Annotated in this window: 12 protein-coding genes and 1 pseudogene; 7 read left to right on the top strand and 6 right to left on the bottom strand. The window is 42.5% G+C overall.

The genetic code is table 11. The features are described 5' to 3' along the window. The coding region (locus QW060_RS21465) for a 2Fe-2S iron-sulfur cluster-binding family protein (RefSeq protein ID WP_290365107.1) at positions 1 to 322 on the top strand (322 nt) is incomplete at its 5' end. A gap of 170 nt (positions 323 to 492) precedes the next feature. Continuing rightward, entirely contained in the window at positions 493 to 690 is a 198-nt protein-coding gene (locus QW060_RS21460; RefSeq protein ID WP_290364238.1) for a hypothetical protein, read from the top strand. A 76-nt stretch (positions 691 to 766) separates the two neighbouring features. Here QW060_RS21460 and QW060_RS21455 read toward each other — a convergent pair whose 3' ends face one another. Beyond that, positions 767 to 1,945, bottom strand: a complete 1,179-nt coding sequence (locus tag QW060_RS21455) for an acyl-CoA dehydrogenase family protein (RefSeq protein ID WP_290364237.1) — start codon at positions 1,943 to 1,945, stop codon at positions 767 to 769. Positions 1,946 to 2,211: 266 nt separating this feature from the next. Between QW060_RS21455 and QW060_RS21450 the strand changes: the two genes are divergently transcribed. Continuing rightward, on the top strand, positions 2,212 to 2,406 hold the full coding sequence (locus tag QW060_RS21450; protein ID WP_290364236.1) for a hypothetical protein: 195 nt from the start codon (positions 2,212 to 2,214) through the stop codon (positions 2,404 to 2,406). A gap of 20 nt (positions 2,407 to 2,426) precedes the next feature. Here the strand turns inward: QW060_RS21450 and QW060_RS21445 are convergent, their stop codons facing one another. Beyond that, positions 2,427 to 2,552, bottom strand: coding sequence for a hypothetical protein (locus QW060_RS21445; RefSeq protein WP_290364235.1), 126 nt, complete (start codon positions 2,550 to 2,552; stop codon positions 2,427 to 2,429). A gap of 15 nt (positions 2,553 to 2,567) precedes the next feature. On the opposite strand from QW060_RS21445, the gene QW060_RS21440 reads away from it, so the two are divergent. From QW060_RS21440 to QW060_RS21425, 4 genes are read left to right on the top strand one after another with little or no spacing between them, the layout of a single operon-like run. Further along, positions 2,568 to 7,505 (top strand): PKD domain-containing protein, encoded by a 4,938-nt coding sequence (locus tag QW060_RS21440; RefSeq protein ID WP_290364234.1) that lies wholly within the window; start codon positions 2,568 to 2,570, stop codon positions 7,503 to 7,505. Positions 7,506 to 7,534: 29 nt separating this feature from the next. Further along, entirely contained in the window at positions 7,535 to 7,660 is a 126-nt protein-coding gene (locus QW060_RS21435; RefSeq protein WP_290364233.1) for a hypothetical protein, read from the top strand. Then, positions 7,617 to 9,458, top strand: a complete 1,842-nt coding sequence (locus QW060_RS28130) for a T9SS type A sorting domain-containing protein (RefSeq protein WP_317623188.1) — start codon at positions 7,617 to 7,619, stop codon at positions 9,456 to 9,458. The genes QW060_RS21435 and QW060_RS28130 overlap by 44 nt, the downstream gene beginning before the upstream one ends. A gap of 1 nt (position 9,459) precedes the next feature. After that, positions 9,460 to 11,349 (top strand): T9SS type A sorting domain-containing protein, encoded by a 1,890-nt coding sequence (locus QW060_RS21425; protein ID WP_290364232.1) that lies wholly within the window; start codon positions 9,460 to 9,462, stop codon positions 11,347 to 11,349. 27 nt (positions 11,350 to 11,376) lie between these two features. On the opposite strand, the gene metF is transcribed toward QW060_RS21425, so the two are convergent. From metF to QW060_RS21405, 4 genes and pseudogenes are all read right to left on the bottom strand, one after another. Next, a complete protein-coding gene (gene metF, locus QW060_RS21420; RefSeq protein ID WP_290364231.1) occupies positions 11,377 to 12,333 on the bottom strand; it encodes a methylenetetrahydrofolate reductase [NAD(P)H] in 957 nt (318 codons plus the stop codon). Between the two features lie 71 nt (positions 12,334 to 12,404). After that, the gene (gene metH, locus QW060_RS21415; RefSeq protein WP_290364230.1) at positions 12,405 to 16,112 is read right to left on the bottom strand and encodes a methionine synthase; all 3,708 of its coding nucleotides are present in this window, start codon (positions 16,110 to 16,112) and stop codon (positions 12,405 to 12,407) included. An 8-nt stretch (positions 16,113 to 16,120) separates the two neighbouring features. Continuing rightward, positions 16,121 to 17,308, bottom strand: a complete 1,188-nt coding sequence (locus tag QW060_RS21410; RefSeq protein WP_290364229.1) for a trans-sulfuration enzyme family protein — start codon at positions 17,306 to 17,308, stop codon at positions 16,121 to 16,123. Positions 17,309 to 17,311: 3 nt separating this feature from the next. Further along, positions 17,312 to 18,403: pseudogene (locus QW060_RS21405) on the bottom strand (bifunctional aspartate kinase/homoserine dehydrogenase I); the annotation flags it as partial. Positions 18,404 to 18,508 lie beyond the last annotated feature (105 nt).

Raw genomic sequence — 18,508 nt, 5'->3', positions numbered from 1 at the left:
CGATATAAAAATTACAATTATCGATAGAGAGGGTGTACGCCATGAAGTAGATGCTCCTACCGATATGAACATGAATATAATGGAACTGGTACGTGCATACGAACTGGCGCCTGAAGGAACAATAGGAATCTGCGGAGGAATGGCGATGTGTGCTTCGTGTCAATGTTATATACTTAATGAGGTACCCTTGCAGGAGAAAACCCCTGATGAAGAAGCCATGCTGTGGGAAGCATTTAATGTAAAAGACAACAGTCGTCTCGGATGTCAGATTGCCATAACACCTGAAATTGAAGGATTGGTTTTAGAATTGGCACCGGAATAAAAAATAAAATAGATTTATTGTAGATCTAATTGATATATTTATTATATTTATGAAAATATTTTAGTAGATTTTACTTCATAAAAGATATTTTAATTGGATTTATTTTATTTTAGTATTGAAGAACGAAGTGTATATAATGTACACTTCGTTTTTTTTTATGGAAAATCAATATGAATACCTCACAGTTAATACATAGCTGCTCTTTTTTAGGCTGTAAATACTTCGTTTATTTCTCAACACCATTCCGGATTAATCTTACAACGACAAAAAGAATACGATCTATAAGTCATTTTCTCAATACGCTTTCATCTCAGCGCTTAATCAGGGAATACTTTGTATGCGAAGCGGACAGAAGGGTTGGGAAGTAAAATAATAAATTCTCAGACAAACACATAAAAAAATAGCTTCCGTTTCCGAAAGCTATTGGTATGCTGTGTGTCATAATTATTTAAACGCAGGGAATCCTGTTACATCCATTCCTGTAATAAGTAAATGAATATCATGAGTACCTTCGTAAGTAACTACTGATTCTAAATTCATCATATGGCGCATGATAGAGTATTCACCGGTGATACCCATTCCGCCAAGCATTTGTCTTGCCTCTCTCGCAATGTCTAATGCCATAGCAACGTTATTGCGTTTTGCCATAGAAATCTGAGCGGTTGTCGCTTTTCCTTCATTGCGTAAAACGCCCAGACGCCAGGTAAGCAATTGTGCTTTTGTAATTTCAGTAATCATCTCTGCCAGTTTCTTTTGCTGTAACTGAGTTGCTCCGATAGGCTTGTCAAACTGAACGCGCTCTTTAGAATAACGCAAAGCAGTGTCATAACAATCCATTGCAGCTCCGATAGCACCCCATGCAATACCGTAACGTGCAGAATCAAGACATCCAAGCGGTGCTCCCAATCCTGATTTGTTTGGTAATAAATTCTCTTTCGGTACTTTGACATTGTCAAAGATCAATTCTCCGGTAGCAGAAGCGCGCAAAGACCATTTATTGTGGGTTTCCGGTGTAGTAAAACCTTCCATTCCTCTTTCTACAATAAGTCCGTGGATACGTCCTGATTCATCTTTTGCCCATACTACGGCAATATCTGCAAAAGGTGCGTTTGAAATCCACATCTTAGCCCCGTTCAATAGATAATGATCGCCTTTATCTTTAAAATTAGTCACCATTCCGCCCGGGTTAGAACCATAGTCCGGTTCTGTAAGACCAAAACAACCGATCATTTCTCCGGTAGCAAGTTTTGGTAAATATTTTTGGCGTTGTTCTTCGTTACCGTATTTCCAGATAGGATACATCACCAAAGAAGACTGTACAGAAGAAGTTGAGCGTACTCCTGAATCTCCTCTTTCAATTTCCTGCATAATCAGACCATAAGAAATCTGATCCAGTCCCGCACCTCCGTATTCCTCCGGAATATAAGGTCCGAAGCCACCGATTTCGCCTAATCCTTTTACCAACTGCTTTGGAAATTCAGCTCTTTGTGCATATTCTTCTATAATTGGGGAAACTTCTTTTTTTACCCAAGCTCTGGCAGCATCACGAACTAATTTATGTTCGTCTGATAATAAATCATCTAACAGATAATAATCAGGTGCCTGAAATAAGTCTGGTTTCATATATTCCTAATGTTTAGTTGTACGCAAAAATAATTAATATTCATGGATTTGCAATACTATTAACGAGGATTAAATTTTTTGAACGAAAATTAATGAATTCGGACAGATTGGGTAAAATGAATGAAAAAAAATAAAATATTTTTTTGCCTCTGTTTTCATTGTAAAAAAACAGTAAACCCCTTTACGGGAGTTGGATTTTTTAAAAAATAAGCTGTTACGAAATTGTAAAAAATAATAGGGTATTTTGTGTTTAAATCAATAAAATAATGAATATTATTTTTTTTAAATATAAAATAATTGCTTTCTTTACAAAAAATAAACATTCTTTAACTAAGGTTAATAAAGCAGCAAACCCATCAACAGATGATTTTACATATCCTGTAGCTGTGAGCCAAAAGGCTTCTTTCCTATCACAGAAAGAGCTGATGCAAATTTTTACAAAAACCTTAAAAGAAGCGTAATCATTACGCATCGTCACACCTCAATGCAGGAGGCAATAATTTCGAAAGTGGTAAGACGAACCGATAAGTGATTGAAAGAGGAGACAGGTTCTGTTGACAGAAACCCGGTCAACAAAAAAACAACCGGAGTAACCGGTAATATTCACTAATTATGATAAACCATGAGTAAAAAAACTACGTATTATTTCTTTGTCAAAGGGTTACTTACCCTCTTTTGGCTGATCGCTTTTCAGCTGACCGCCATGGCACAAAATCCTGTAAAACTTCACTGGAATGGTGAAGTAGGGTGTCGCACCTATAAGGCTGATCCTAAAAAAGGTCTGGCTGAAGGTGTTGATGAAAACGAATGTCTGCGCGTATGCGGCGGCAGCGAAACGGTTTACACCCTCAGTGGAGATAATATAGCAACAGTAACCTGGGCCATAGGCGGCGGTACTTATATATTGTCTGATAACGATCTGGTGGCAACGGTAAACTGGGGATCTCAGCAGTCGGGCAACATAAGCCTTACCGTTGTGCTTCAGGACGGCAGTGTTCAGCAGCGCAACTACTGTGTTGAAATTTTAAAATCACCTACCGCTAATTTCTCTGTGGGTAATGCAGAACAACAGATTAGAGCCTGTTTAAATACAGAATTATACTTTCAGGACCTCTCTGTGAGAAACCAAGGAACAGATATTGTTGCGTATCAATGGGATTTCGGAGATGGAAACACTTCCAATGCTGCTTCTCCGACTCATACCTATACAAGCCCGGGGAACTATGAGGTAGAGTTGCGGGTGTGGAACGAGTGCAACTGTTCGTCTGTCATTCGTAAAACCATTCAGGTGCTGAATCGCCCTAATATAGAAATATCATGTCCTACCGTTGTTTGTTATAACAGTCTGGCAACCTATACCGTCAATGATAAAAATTGTTCCGGTGAATGGAAAGTAGACGGTGGTACCATCATAAACAATGGCGGCAATTACATTACCGTGATATGGGATAATATGGATAGTATGGATTATTGGAACGGAGTAGGGTATGTGAGTTACCGCTCAAACTGTACTTGTCCGGTCTGGACCACCGTAAAAGTCCCGGTCGTTGGAAGTGGTATTTTTAATGGTGATATAATGATCTGCGGAGTTGGCAATCAAAGCCGTATTTCACTGCCAGAATGGCCTTCTACCGATTACCAATGGCAAATTTTGTATGAGGGCAATCCGACAACCGGAGTTGAAATCGTAGAAACAGATCAGCGCAACGAAATTATTGTTAAAGGGTTGGAGGTAGGAACCTACTATATGCAATACACTGCCACAAATTCGCTGTTGGGATGTAGCGCATCCGGAGGAACCTTCATTTATGTTAATGAAAAATTTGATATTGGCGGTCCCGAACTTGTCTGTATGGGAGAAACCCACCAGTTTTCAGCGTCCAATAAAGGAGGTCCGCACAACTGGATTCTGACCTTAGACGGACAATCTCTGTGGCCTCCGGTGAACAACTGGCTGGGCAACGGAGGGCAGACCATTTCGGTAACGTTTGATCAACCCGGTGTATATCAGTTAGAATACAGACCGTTAGGAGGGTGTACGGTTCCTAAAACGATTGTAGTATATCCAAGACCTGCTGCCCCTTCGGGCAAAATCAAAGGTCCCGGAGAAATATGTGTGGGCGTACCCTATACCTACAGCTATGAAAATGAAGATCCTGAAACCGATTTAATCTGGGAAGTAAGCCCGGCTGCTACTATTCAGGGTAGTAAAATGGGCAGTGAAATCACCGTTATTTTTAACAACACAGCAAGTCATTATGTGCGCCTTAAAAAACGCCTTAAAACCAGTCCGTATTGCGAGTCAGATCCTATAATCCTACCGGTAAAAAGAGCCAATGTATCGGCAGTGATTACCAATGATGACGGATTGACAAGCTTCTGTTCATCTTCAAAAACCTCGTTTACGGCAACCTTGACCACATCGGGTGTAGACCATCTCGAATGGAGTTTTGAAGAAGAAGGAGCAGGCAATATTCTAAGTGGTAAATACACGCTCAACCCAACGGTGAGTTTTAATGAATCATCGGGTAATGCGCCTGTATATCTGGTATTGAGTCTTAAAAAATGCGGCACAACCACCAAGGTAAAATACCTCATCAACATACAGCCGACTCCGGTATTATTACCGTTAAACATGCCAGCGGAAATCTGTGCTCAGAACCCGATCGGACTGAGTTTTCAGTCATCGGTATATTTAAACAACGGTACCCTGAAATGGATACTGAGCGACGGAGGTACGCTGACACAGACCGGAGTAAGCGGAAATACCTTTACCATACCCGATGAATTGATGTTTGCTAATGTAAGTGATAATATCGGCGGTACGGTTCAGGTGATACTGACCCAGCCAAACGGATGTAATACAACGGCCATGCTGTTGCACGATATACTGATCAAACCATCGCCGGTAGTACATATTACTTCACAGAAAAGCTTTGCGTTTTGCGATGCGGTGTTTAGTGAAACACTCACAGCCAATCTGCAAAGCGACCTTAGCAATACAACCTTGCAGTGGTATAAAGAAATACCCGGAGGTAACGATCAGCTGCTTACAGCCAATGCAGGAACCGACAACCAGCAGATCACCATCACACAGGCCCATGGATTCGGAACCTATTATGTGTTGGCAACAGCTGCTAACGGTTGTACCAACAGAGATGATGCCGAATTTTTGCAGGCAGATTGTGGTAATGGAGGCACCAATTGCGGAGACTATAGTGAAGAAGTGACCATCACTCAGACAACCCTGACCAGCTGTAATACGATTGAAGTACAGGCGGTTTTTACAGGAAATCCGTTGTCGGGCAGCTGGCTGTTCAATAACAAACATCTGGTGCTGAATAGCTCCGTTGTCAATGGCAATACGGTAACAGCAACGTTTACGGCAAAAATTGCAGGAAAGCTGCAGATAGCCTATACCGCTAAATACGGAAACGCAGGCAACATTTGTGCCGCTTCGGGAGCAGCGTTGATAGAAGTTCCTTATCTGCCGGATCTGCGGTACAAAGTCATCTGTAATGCCAATAACAATACCTACACCGTTACGGTATGGAACAATTCTACGTATATCGGTGCCGAGCCTGACAGACAGCTATCGGTTGGCGGAAATACAGCCCCTCTGAATCAGTCGCCGTACACTCTGGAGCTGCAGCCGGGTACTTATGACCTGTCAGTAGTGTTGTCGAGGGCTGATTATCCGGGGATGGCGTGTGTCAAAACCATTCCACTGGTATTGGAAAATTTTCCTATGGGCAATATAGAGGTTGTGCCTGTTGAGGTATGTGCCGAAAATACGGTAAAACTCATACCGCCGGTCAACAACCCGGAGTATCAGTACCGATGGAGTTTTGGAAATACAGCGAATACGATGATAAGCCCCGAGGTTAATTTACCTGTAAACACTAATGAAGTATCGTTAACGATTACCACACCAACGGGTTGTGTATTTAGCTATTCTCAGGAAGATATCCGTGTAAATAAAGCATTGTATTCGGGTACTGTTTTTGGTGCGCGTACCGCATGTGAAGGAACGACAGTAAGTTTATCGTATCAACCGAATGTTGGTGGGTTGCCCTCTGGTTATCAGTGGATGCGGGAAAATGAAGTGATTCCGGGGGCTACGGCTCAGAATTTTCAGCCGGTTATTTCGGGCAGTTACTGGGTAGTGCTCTATGATGCAAACGGCTGTGCCAATTATGAAACACCTGCGGTCAGTATGGTGTTTACCAAACCGCCGTATGCAAGGATTGACGGCCTCCAGCGCGAATGCATCTATACACCGTTTGTGTTAAAAGCTACGATTGAAAACACCCAGTACCAGCGCCGCTGGCTGCGCAACGGAACCGCATTAAATGCATGGAATACCACAGCTGCTCTGGAACGCACGTTTACAGAAAACACCCCGGGTACCTATGTCTATACACTTGAAGTACGCAATCCGGCAGATCCAAACTGTATTTCCATAGCAACCCATACCGTGACGGTGGTGAATCCGCCGGCAACACCGACGCTGAGCTATACCATTCTGAGCTGTCATCCGTACCGCGTGGAGCTTGTGGCAAACGGTCCGTCTGCAGGCGTTTATAACTGGAGTAATGGAGAACAGGGACAAAGCATAGTAGTAAGCGAAGGCGGTCCGTATAAGGTAATGTATAGCGAGGGAGCTACGTGTTTTTCGTATCAGGAGATCGCAGTGCCTAAAAATCCGGAAGGCTTTTTATGGATTTTTCCGTCGGGCTGTATGTCGTTTTGTGTACGCGAAGACAATACCATTTTAGGGCCGTCTCCCAATGCATGGTTTGGCAATTATGCGTGGGTGCGCAATGGAGCTCCGGTAGCAACGGGCAATAACAGTTTTGTACCGGATTATACAGCGGTATTATCAGGCGATTATAAACTTCAGTTGAGCAACGGGCCGTGTGAAGCGGTAAGCAAACCGCTGAATGTAAGTACGTATGAATGCAAAGGCTGTGAAGTGATCTGGAAATACGAAATCATCAAACGCATCACAGAACCGTATGTTTCCTATGATATTTATATGGAAATGACCAATCCATATCCGTTTGAGGTATCGGTAACCTTAAGCAGTTTACAGCATCAGGGTGTTTTTCAGTCGAGTTCGTTTGTAATATCACCGGGCACCAGCAAAATACTGAATCCGCTGAAGTTTATTCCAAATGCACAGTTTGCACCGGGTGACCTGCAGGTGGGGATTGCCATGAGCAATCCGATGCGCCGATTTATGTGCAAATCAGAAAAAGCCATGCGTTTTCCGAATATGGAACCTGCTAAAGAATCAGGAACAGCCAAGCTGGCGCTGATACCAAATCCTGCTTCAGAAACCACATTGATACAGTATGAGGTAAATGGTTATGATACCAAAGAAGCAGTGGCAATTTTTGTATATGATATAAAAGGCATTATGAGATGGACCACAAAAAGAGCCCCGCTCAAAGGAGACTTTTTACTCGATGTATCGGGATGGGTACCGGGTAATTATATTGTTGTGATTGCGGTAAACGGACAAACCGTAACCCAGCAGATTTTAGTAAAAAAATAAATACCTGATGATAATCACCTGCTAAAGCCATGGCTTTAGCAGGTTTTTTTCTTATTTTTATAAAAAACCAAAAAAATGAAAACAACTATACCTCAATTCCACTGGACGGTGATGGCTTTATTGCTGACCGGCTTTTTATGGGCACAGCCGTATGACTGGCAATGGGCAAAAGCAGGCGGAGGAGACAATAGGCTTGTAGGGGAAGTCAGTTATTATGATGATTATAACTATTGCGAAGAAATCGTAGGTTTAAAAACGGACACTGAAAACAATACGTTTTTTTTAACGCATATTGCCTATGGCAACACGGCTTTTGACGGAACAGAGATCACAACCTTTAACAGCAATAATTTTGGCAACAGCAACCGCCAAAACATCCTGATTGGCAAAATGGATTGTCAGGGCAGTCTGTTATGGCACAAAGTTTTTGGCGGTGGTGGCAGTATAGGAGATATTTCGCGCTCTATCGGTATTGATGCGGAAAACAATGTGTATGCAGGGATGACCGTATGGAATGATGGCAGTCAGCCGGGTACTCCGGAATATGCCTGGGTAGAACCTCCGCATTTTAGTGATGATTATGTGATGGGAACCCCTACAGAAGACGATTCCAATGATACCTCTGCAGACAATAAAACCCTGGCATTGATCAAATACAACAGTGAGGGTGTATTTCAGTGGCTGCGTATGCCACAGCAAGATCCGCGAAGATTGAATGATAGCAGAAGTTCTATCGATTTAGGTATTTATGTAGAATCAGACGGTACCATTCATTGGATGGTAGGGCTTTTATCGGGAAGTCATTTTGATGGTGATATCGTTGTTTCCAGTGAAGAGTTGGTATATCAGTATTATGTGGTAAAGTATGACGCAGAAGGCAATTATCTGGGCTCTATAGTGGCTCCTTTTGAAGTTCCGTATGTCAGAAACAAAATGGTCTGTTTTACCTATGATCCTCAAACCGATCACTACTATTTTTCCAATTGGCGAATGCAGCAGAGTGAGCCTTCTACTACTATCAATGGAATCGAACGGCCTAATGGTTTTGTAATGTGTTTTAATACACAAGGCGAAATACAATGGATCAAAGAAGGTAATAAATTTGGAATAGTTTCTATCGGAGCTATTAAAACAGATGAAAATTCCAATGTGTATATATCCGGGCAAGGTCAGAGTACTTTAAATATGCCTTATGGTAAATTCGGAGACTATGAATTTACCCATGCAATGGGAATAGGTACTACCAGAGGAGCTTTTTTAATAAAGCTGGACAGTGAGGGAACTCTTTTATGGGGAACCAATCCTACCTTAGGTGGTGATGAAAGTGCTTTGGACATAGCCTTAAACGGAAATGAGGTTGCCATTGCTACGGGTATGGTCAACAATACCTGGGGAAATTATGAGATTACGGATCATCCTGCAAACTATCATACAGATCCGGTTGTAGCTCGTTTTGATGCCGAAACGGGTACCTGTTTGGGATTGCATCTTATTTTGGGTCCTGCGGGCTATCGGGAAGGTTTAACGGCAATTACTACGGATAACAACGGTAACTATGTAGTGGGCGGTTATATGCGGGCGTATTTGTTTGCCAATGGTCCCAATGCCCATCCGGTGGTAGGGTTGTTGAGCAAACCCAACCTGTCTATCGGTACGGACTTTTTTATCGCCCGTTTGGCAAAAAGTGCCTGTGAGACAGTATCGGTAGAGGAGTTTGATACAGCAAATACGGTGGTGTATCCGAATCCGACTACAGGCATAGTATCGTTTCAAACAGATAAAATGCTGACGGCTTATGAGATTTACGGATTGTGGGGGCAACTTGTGCAAAAGGGCAGGCTATGGGGCAGTGACCCATCGCTTTCTATGGAAAACCTGAGTGCAGGAACGTATTTTATTAAACTGCATACCGATCAGGGAACGGTAATCACTCGGCAGGTCATAAAAAGATAAAATGAAAATAACAATACCTCAATTCCGCTGGACGGTGATGGCTTTACTGCTGAGTGGCTTTTTATGGGCACAGCCGTATGACTGGCAATGGGCAAAAGCAGGCGGCGGAGACAACCGGCTTGTAGGAGAAGGCAGTTATTATGATGATTATAACTATTGCGAAGAAATCGTAGGTTTAAAAACGGACACTGAAAACAATACGTTTTTTTTAACGCATATTGCCTTTGGCAACACGGCTTTTGACGGAACAGAGATCACAACGTTTAACAGTAATAATTTTGGTAACAGCAACCGTCAAAACATTCTGATTGGCAAAATGGATTGTCAGGGCAGTCTGTTATGGCACAAAGTTTTTGGCGGTGGTGGCAGTGTTGGAGATATTTCGCGCTCTATTGGTATTGATGCGGAAAACAATGTGTATGCAGGGATGACCGTGTGGAATAACGGCAGTCAGCCGGGTACTCCTGAATATGCCTGGGTAGAACCTCCGCATTTTAGCGATGATTATGTGATGGGAACCCCTACAGAAGACGATTCCAATGATACCTCTGCAGAAAATAAAACCCTGGCATTGATCAAATACAACAGCAACGGTGTCTTTCAGTGGCTGCGCATGCCACAGCAAAATCCGCAAAAGCTTAATCAATATCGGGGTTCCATGGATTTAGGCATCTATGTAGAAGCAGATGGTACCATCCACTGGATGGTAGGGCTTCTGGCGGGAAGTCATTTTGATGGTCAACTTATGGTTCCGGAAGGAGCCCCGGCTTATCGCTATTATGTGGTAAAATATGATACAGAAGGCAACTATCTGGGCTCTGTACCAGCTCCTTTTGAAGTACAATATATCAGTAATAAAAAGACCTGTTTTACATACGATCCTAACAATAATCGCTATTACTTTGCTAATTGGAGATTACAACAGAGCGATTCAGCAAGTATAATAGACGGAATCGAACGCTCAAACGGATATGTTCTATGTTTTAATACAGAGGGAGAAGTACAATGGATCAAAGAAGGGAATTATATATGGTCAGTTCGAATTGGAGCTATAAAGACAGATGGAAATTCCAATCTTTATATAACGGGTCTTGGTCAAGCTTCGCTTGCTCCATCTGATCCTCTTCTGCTAAGCAAATTCGGTGACTATGTATTTACTCAACAAATGGGGATAGGAAATATGAGTGCTGCCTTTTTAATGAAACTGGACAGTGAGGGTACTCTTTTATGGGGAACCAATCCTACCTTAGGTGGTGATGAAAGTGCTTTGGACATAGCCTTAAACGGAAATGAGGTTGCCATTGCTACGGGTATGGTCAACAATACCTGGGGAAATTATGAGATTACGGATCATCCCGCAAACTATCATACAGATCCGGTAGTGGCTCGTTTTGATGCCGAAACAGGTACTTGTCTGGGATTACATCTTATTTTGGGTCCTGCGGGCTATCGGGAAGGTTTAACGGCGATTACCACCGATAACAACGGTAACTATGTGGTGGGCGGTTATATGCGGGCGTATTTGTTTGCCAATGGTCCCAATGCCCATCCGGTGGTAGGGTTGTTGAGCAAACCCAACCTGTCTATCGGTACGGACTTTTTTATCGCCCGTTTGGCAAAAAGTGTCTGTGAGACAGTATCGGTAGAGGAGTTTGATACAGCAGATATGGTAGTGTATCCGAATCCGACTACAGGTATAGTATCGTTTCAGACGGATAAAATACTGACGGCTTATGAGATTTACGGACTATGGGGACAGCTTGTGCAAAAGGGCAGGCTATGGGGCAGTGATCCGTCGCTTTCTATGGAAAACCTGAGTGCAGGAACGTATATTATCAAACTGCATACCGATCAGGGAACGGTAATCACTCGGCAGGTGATAAAAAGATAAAAAAAGGAAACGCTTTATGCGTTTCCTTTAAAACACCTCTTTGGCAATTTGTACAATATTATCTGATTTTCCCATAGAATAGTAATGCACAATGGGAAATCCTTTTTGGAGGAGTTCTTTGCTTTGGGCGATACACCACTCTGTACCGATTGCTTTTACGGCATCTGCATTGGATGCTTTTAATGTTTCTATCACAAGGGCATCCGGAAGATCTACTTTAAACCGGTGCGGAATCATATTGAGCTGGCTTTTAGCCGTCAGAGGTTTTAATCCGGGGATAATAGGAACGGTAATACCTTCATTACGGCATTTTCTGACAAACTCAAAGAATTTTTCATTATCAAAAAACATCTGTGTAATTATATAGTCGGCACCCTGAGCGATCTTTTGCTTTAGAAACTGAATATCAGAATCAAAATTAGGTGCCTCTATGTGTTTTTCAGGATAACCGGCAACACCGATGCAAAAATCGGTCTGCGTAGAATTTTGCAGATCTTCATCCAGATAAATCCCCCTATTAAGCTGCTGTATCTGGGTTACAAGCTCCGAAGCATATTTATGGCCATTTTTTTCGGGTTTAAAATAGATTTCATTTTTTACGGCATCTCCTCTAAGAGCTACGACATTTTCAATCCCCAGAAAATCCAGGTCGATAAGAAAATTCTCGGTATCTTCTTTTGTAAAGCCTCCGCACAGAATATGGGGCACGGCATCTATTTTAAACTTATTCTGTATGGCAGAACAAATGCCTACGGTACCCGGACGTTTTTTTACAATTTTTTTTTCGAGCAAGCCGTTTCCGGCATCCTTATATTCATATTCCTCCCGGTGATACGTGACATCAATAAACGGAGGCTTAAAGTCAGCTAAAGGTGCTATGGCATCAAAAATACTCTGAATATTCTGTCCCTTGAGCGGAGGTAATATCTCAAAAGAAAAAAGCGCTTTTCCATCGGCTTTTTTAATATGTTCGGTTACTTTCATTGTGTGTTATTTTAAATCCATTTGCAACCGGTCTGTTCCAAATGGAATGAATTTTATTATTGTCTATGATTTTACTCACTGATATTGGGACTAAGCCAGCGTGTGGCTTCTTCAATCGAAATATCTCTTCGGAGGGCGTAGTCGGCTACCTGATCTTCTTTGATGCGCCCCAATCCGAAATACCGGCTTTCGGGATGGGCAAAATAGTAACCGGATACGGAAGAGGCAGGCCACATCGCAAGGCTTTCTGTCAATGTTACCCCAATGCGTTCTTCTACCTGCAATATTTTCCAGATTGTATTTTTTTCAAGATGATCGGGACACGCAGGATAGCCCGGAGCCGGGCGGATGCCTTTATAGGTTTCCCGGATCAATTCCTCTTTGCTGAGTATCTCATCAGAAGCATACCCCCAGATTTCTCTGCGTACTTTTTCATGCAGGTATTCTGCAAAAGCCTCAGCAAGACGATCTCCGAGTGATTTGACCAGAATAGCATTATAATCATCCTGAGCTTCTTCATACGCTTTGGCTTTTTCTTCCACACCAAAGCCGGTGCTGACACAGAACAAACCAATATAATCCTGAATGCCGGAAGATTTCGGAGCAATAAAATCGGCAAGGGCAAGGTTAGGAGCAGCAGCGGTTTTCTGAGACTGTTGGCGTAGCGTAAGCAAACGATGTAGCGGTTTTAAAGAGGCATCACAAACCTCAATATCATCATCTCCGATCTGAGAAGCAGGAAAAATACCCAGTACACCTTTTGCGGTAAACCACTTTTCTTGTACAATCTGTTGCAGCATAATTTGCGCTTCCTCAAATAAAATGGAAGCTTGTTCTCCCACTACCTCATCCGATAAAATAGCCGGATATTTGCCAAATAATTGCCACGAACGGAAAAAAGGAGTCCAGTCAATATAAGGTACCAATTCCTCCAAGGGAACTTCCATGGTTCGGATTCCGATGAAATTCGGTTTTCGTATCGTTTCCTTTTTCCAGTCGATCAGCAGCTTGTTTTTTCGGGCTGCTTCCAGAGTCAGAAAGTTTTTATCCCGGGCTCTCGTTAAAAAATCATAACGCAGCTTATCGTATTCAGCCCGAAGCGTTTTTTTATAATCCTGCTTTTTATCGGGTTGTAAGAGGTTATTGATAACCGTTACGGCTCTTGAGGCATCGTTTACATGAACAACAGTTTCGGTATATTCCGGTGCGATTTTTACAGCAGTATGGGCTCTTGAAGTAGTGGCACCTCCTATCATAACCGGAATTTTACTTCCGGTTTTTTCAAGCTCTTTCGCCAGATAAACCATTTCATCCAGAGAAGGAGTAATGAGCCCGCTAAGCCCGATAACATCTACATGCTCCCGAATGGCGGTTTCAATGATTTTTTCCGGAGCTACCATCACACCCAGATCAATAATTTCAAAATTATTACAGGCGAGCACAACGGCGACAATGTTTTTTCCGATGTCATGTACATCACCGCGAACGGTTGCCATAAGAACTTTTCCTGCTGTGCTGGATTGGGTAATACCGCTTCTTACTTTTTCTTCTTCAATAAAAGGAAGCAGGTAGGCAACTGCTTTTTTCATCACCCGTGCCGATTTTACAACTTGTGGTAAAAACATTTTTCCGGAACCAAATAAATCTCCTACGATATTCATGCCGTTCATCAGATGGTTTTCGATTACTTCGATAGGGCGTTTTACAGAATTTCGGGCTTCTTCAACATCTTCATGTACAAAGGTTTCTATGCCTTTGACAAGAGCGTGCGTAAGGCGTTCCTGTAAAGGCAGGCTGCGCCATTCGAGTACCTTTGTCTCGGTATTCTTCGTACTGCCTTTGAGATGCTCTGCAAAATCCAGCAGGCGTTCTGTAGCATCTTCACGACGGTTGAGCAGTACATCTTCTACATATTGCAGCAGTTCTTTGTCTATGGTATCATATACTTCAATCATTTCAGGGTTTACAATGCCCATGTTCATTCCGTGCTGTATGGCATGGTACAAAAAAGCAGCATGCATGGCTTCACGTACTTTGTCATTACCTCTGAAAGAAAAAGAAACATTACTTACGCCTCCGGAAACATTAGCATACGGAAGGTTTTTACGAATCCAACGTGTAGCACGGAAAAAATCTACGGCATTATTGTTATGCTCATCCATACCTGTGGCTACCGGAAAAATATTCGGATCGAAAATAATATCCTGAGGAGGAAAGGAAACCTCATCTACCAGAATAGCATAGGAACGCTGGCAGATATCGATTCTGCGTTCAAAGGTATCGGCTTGTCCCTCTTCGTCAAAAGCCATTACCACTACTGCAGCACCATAGCGTTTGATGCATTTTGCATGGGCAATAAAAACATCTTTGCCTTCTTTGAGACTGATGGAGTTGACAATGCTTTTTCCCTGAGTAACTTTGAGACCGGCTTCAATAATTTCCCATTTAGAGCTGTCAATCATAACCGGAACACGGGCAATATCGGGTTCAGATGCGATGAGGTTCAGAAAATGGGTCATTGCCTGTACGCCGTCCAGCATGCCTTCATCCATATTGACATCGATGATCAAAGCACCTCCTTCTACCTGTGCGCGGGCAATGCTTAGGGCTTCTTCGAATTGTTCGTTTTTAATCAGCCTTAGAAATTTCCGGGAACCTGTTACATTGGTACGTTCTCCGATATTAATAAAATTAGATTCGAGCGTTACAAATAAAGGTTCTAATCCCGATAACACCAGAAAAGGAGGTGTTGGTTGTACTGCTTTTTTCTTTCGGAAAGCGGCGTTTTTTTCAACGGCATCAGCGATCAGGCGAATGTGATCAGGGGTGGTTCCACAGCATCCGCCAATGATTTGTACCAGATCTTCTCTGAGGTATTCTGCAATGAGTTGCTGCATCTCTTCCGGAGTCTGGTCGTATTCTCCAAATGCATTGGGAAGACCTGCATTTGGGTGTGCAGATATACTCACGGATGTATGCTGGGCAAGCTGCCTGATATAAGGTTTCAACTGATCGGCACCCAGAGCACAGTTAAATCCGATACTCAACAGCGGAATATGTGAAATGGAGATCAGGAAAGCATCGACCGTCTGTCCGGACAGTGTTCTGCCGGAAGCATCGGTAATGGTGCCTGAAATCATAATAGGAATATCAATGTTTCTGGCTTCTCGTACTTCATCAATAGCAAACAGCGCGGCTTTTGCATTCAGCGTGTCAAATATCGTCTCTACAAGCAGCAGGTCACAGCCTCCGTCAATGAGTGCTTCTGTTTGCTGTTTATAGGCCGTTTTTAATGCGTCAAATGTTATCGAGCGAAATCCCGGATTATTGACATCGGGTGACATAGAGGCTGTTCTGTTGGTCGGACCTATAGATCCGGCTACAAATCTTGGTTTATCAGGAGTCAGTACTAAAAATTCATCCGCTGTTTCACGCGCAATTTTAGCCGACTCATAGTTGAGTTGATAAACATAATCTTCCAGATGATAATCGGCCATACCAATTGTGGTGCCTGAAAACGTATTGGTTTCAATGATATCAGCTCCGGCTTCAAGGTATTTTCGGTGTACTTCTTTTACTGCTTCAGGTTGAGTGATTGATAATACATCATTGTTTCCTTTAAGCGGGTAAGGAAAGTCTTTAAATAAGCTGCCTCTGAAATCTTCTTCTGTAAACTGATACGCCTGAAGCATAGTACCCATGGCACCGTCCAGTACCAGAGTCCGGTGTTGTATCAGGTCCGTTATTTTTTGAGATAGGGGGAGAATGTCTGTTTCCATACTGATGATTAAATGTGTACTGTCAATGCCTGATCCAGATCATGAATAATATCCTTTACAGTTTCCAGACCTACAGATATACGGATGAGGCCTTCAGTAAGATTGGCTGCTTGCAGTTCTGCTGAATTGAGTTTGCTGTGGGTAGAAGAAGCCGGATGTGTCACAATGGTTCTCGTATCGCCCAGATTGGCAGATAAGGAACATAATCTGATACGGTCAATAAATTGTTTTCCGGCATCTTTACCTCCTTTTATTTCAAGTGCGATGATATTACCGCCCCATCGCATTTGCTTTTTTGCGGTTTTATACTGCGGATGCGAATGCAGAAAAGGATATTTTACAGCTGCTACTTCAGGGTGTTTTTCCAGAAATAAAGCGATCTCAAGCGCATTTTGTGCATGTTTTTCTACGCGTAAAGAAAGCGTTTCAAGACTTTTGGATAATATCCATGCGTTAAAAGGCGATAATGAGGAACCGGTATTTCTGGCAAACAGATAAATTTCCCGGATCAGGTTTTTACGGCCGACAGTGACACCGCCCAATACGCGTCCTTGTCCGTCAATGAGCTTGGTCGCTGAATGTAAAACAAGATCAGCTCCGAAAAGAATGGGTTTCTGAACAACAGGTGTTGCAAATGAATTATCTACGATCAGCAACAGTCCGTGTTTTTGAGCAATGCCTGACAACAACTCTAAGTCTATGATGTCAACTCCTGGATTTGAAGGTGTTTCTACAAATAATATTTTGGTAGAAGCACGGATTTTATCTTCAATTGTTTCCGGCTCATTCATATTGAAATAGGTCGTCTCAATTCCCCATTTTGGAAAATATTTAGTAAAGAGCGTATGGCTCGAACCAAAAATACTGCTGGCAGAAACAATGTGATCTCCCGTTGATAAAAGTGCTGCAAACGTGGTATAGATCGCCGCCATTCCTGTTGAGAAAGCAACCCCGTCTTCTGCCTGTTCCAATTGGATCATTTTATGGATAAACTCTGTCGTATTCGGATTGCTGAACCGGGAATAGATATTGCGGTCATTTTCTTCTGCAAAAGAAGCTCTCATTTCTTCGGAATCTTCAAAAATAAAGCTCGATGTAAGATAGAGCGGGGTGCTGTGTTCTGCATAGATGCTTCTTTGCGTTTCTGTTCTTATCGCTAAAGTTTCTTCCCCTGATGAAAATTGTTTTGTGTTCATGATTTATTGTTTTTCGGATAATCGTAATACATCTCCAAACACTCCGCGAGCCGTAACTTTGGCTCCGGCTCCGGCTCCCTGAATGGTGATAGGGTGGTCACCGTAGGATTCCGTGTAAATCTCAAAAAGAGAGTCAGAACCTTTGAGCTGTCCCAGAGCAGAATCTGCGGAAACAACCGCGAGTTTTGTTTCCAGTATTCCCTTGCTTTTTTGCAGATCACCTGACAGCTCACCTATATAACGCAATACCTCGTGGGGTTGCAGTGTTTCCTTAACAGCAGCATAATGTGCGTCTAATACATCTAAATTCCGAAGGAAATCGCTGGTTTCTATAGACTGAAATGCTTGAGGGATGAGATTTTCAATCTGTACCTCCTCCCATTCGTTTTCGAGTTCCAGTTCACGCGCCAGTATCAGTAGTTTTCTTCCGACATCGTTACCCGATAAATCCTCACGCGGGTCCGGTTCAGTAAATCCTTTTTCAATAGCTTCCTTTAATACCGTACTGAAGCTTTTATCCTCTGTGGAGAAATGGTTGAATAGATAACTCAGCGTACCGGAAAAAACACCTTTTATACGCGTAATGTTTTCACCGGATAAGTGAAGCAGTCTGGTCGTATCAATAAGCGGAAGTCCGGCTCCTACCGTGGTTTCATACAGATACCTGCGCTGATTTTTTTTAAGGGATTTTCTCAATTGCCGGTAAAAATCAAAGGTGTTGGTGTTGGCAGCCTTGTTAGAAGAAATCAGGTCAAAGCCATTTTCGATGAGAGGAAAATAGTTGTGAATAAAAACAGCTGATGAGGTATTGTCTATGGCAATAAGGTTTTCTAAATGATGCTCTTTGGCAAAACGGATTACATCCTGTAATTCATACGGTTTTCCGTTGTCAGACAATTCATTTTCCCATTCTTGTCCGATGCCTTTCTCGTTTAACAGGAGGTTTCGGGAATTGGCAATGGCAAAAACAACGAGTTTCAACTGTTTCTTGGTTTCAATGTTTTCAGTGTTTTGAAGTATCTGATCAATCAGTGTGCCCCCAACGGAACCATGGCCGAAGATGGCGAGATTTATTTTTTTTGAAACACCAAAAATTACCTTGTTCATCATTAAAAATACGTAAATTAATGATTTTGAAGACAACCATTTAATATCTTCTCCGAATCTGCATCTTCAATACCCACCAGAATAAGAAGTCGG

The organism is Paenimyroides ceti, assembly GCF_030409925.1.
Note: the sequence above shows the minus strand (reverse complement) of the source record. Positions and strands in the feature narration are given on the sequence as shown.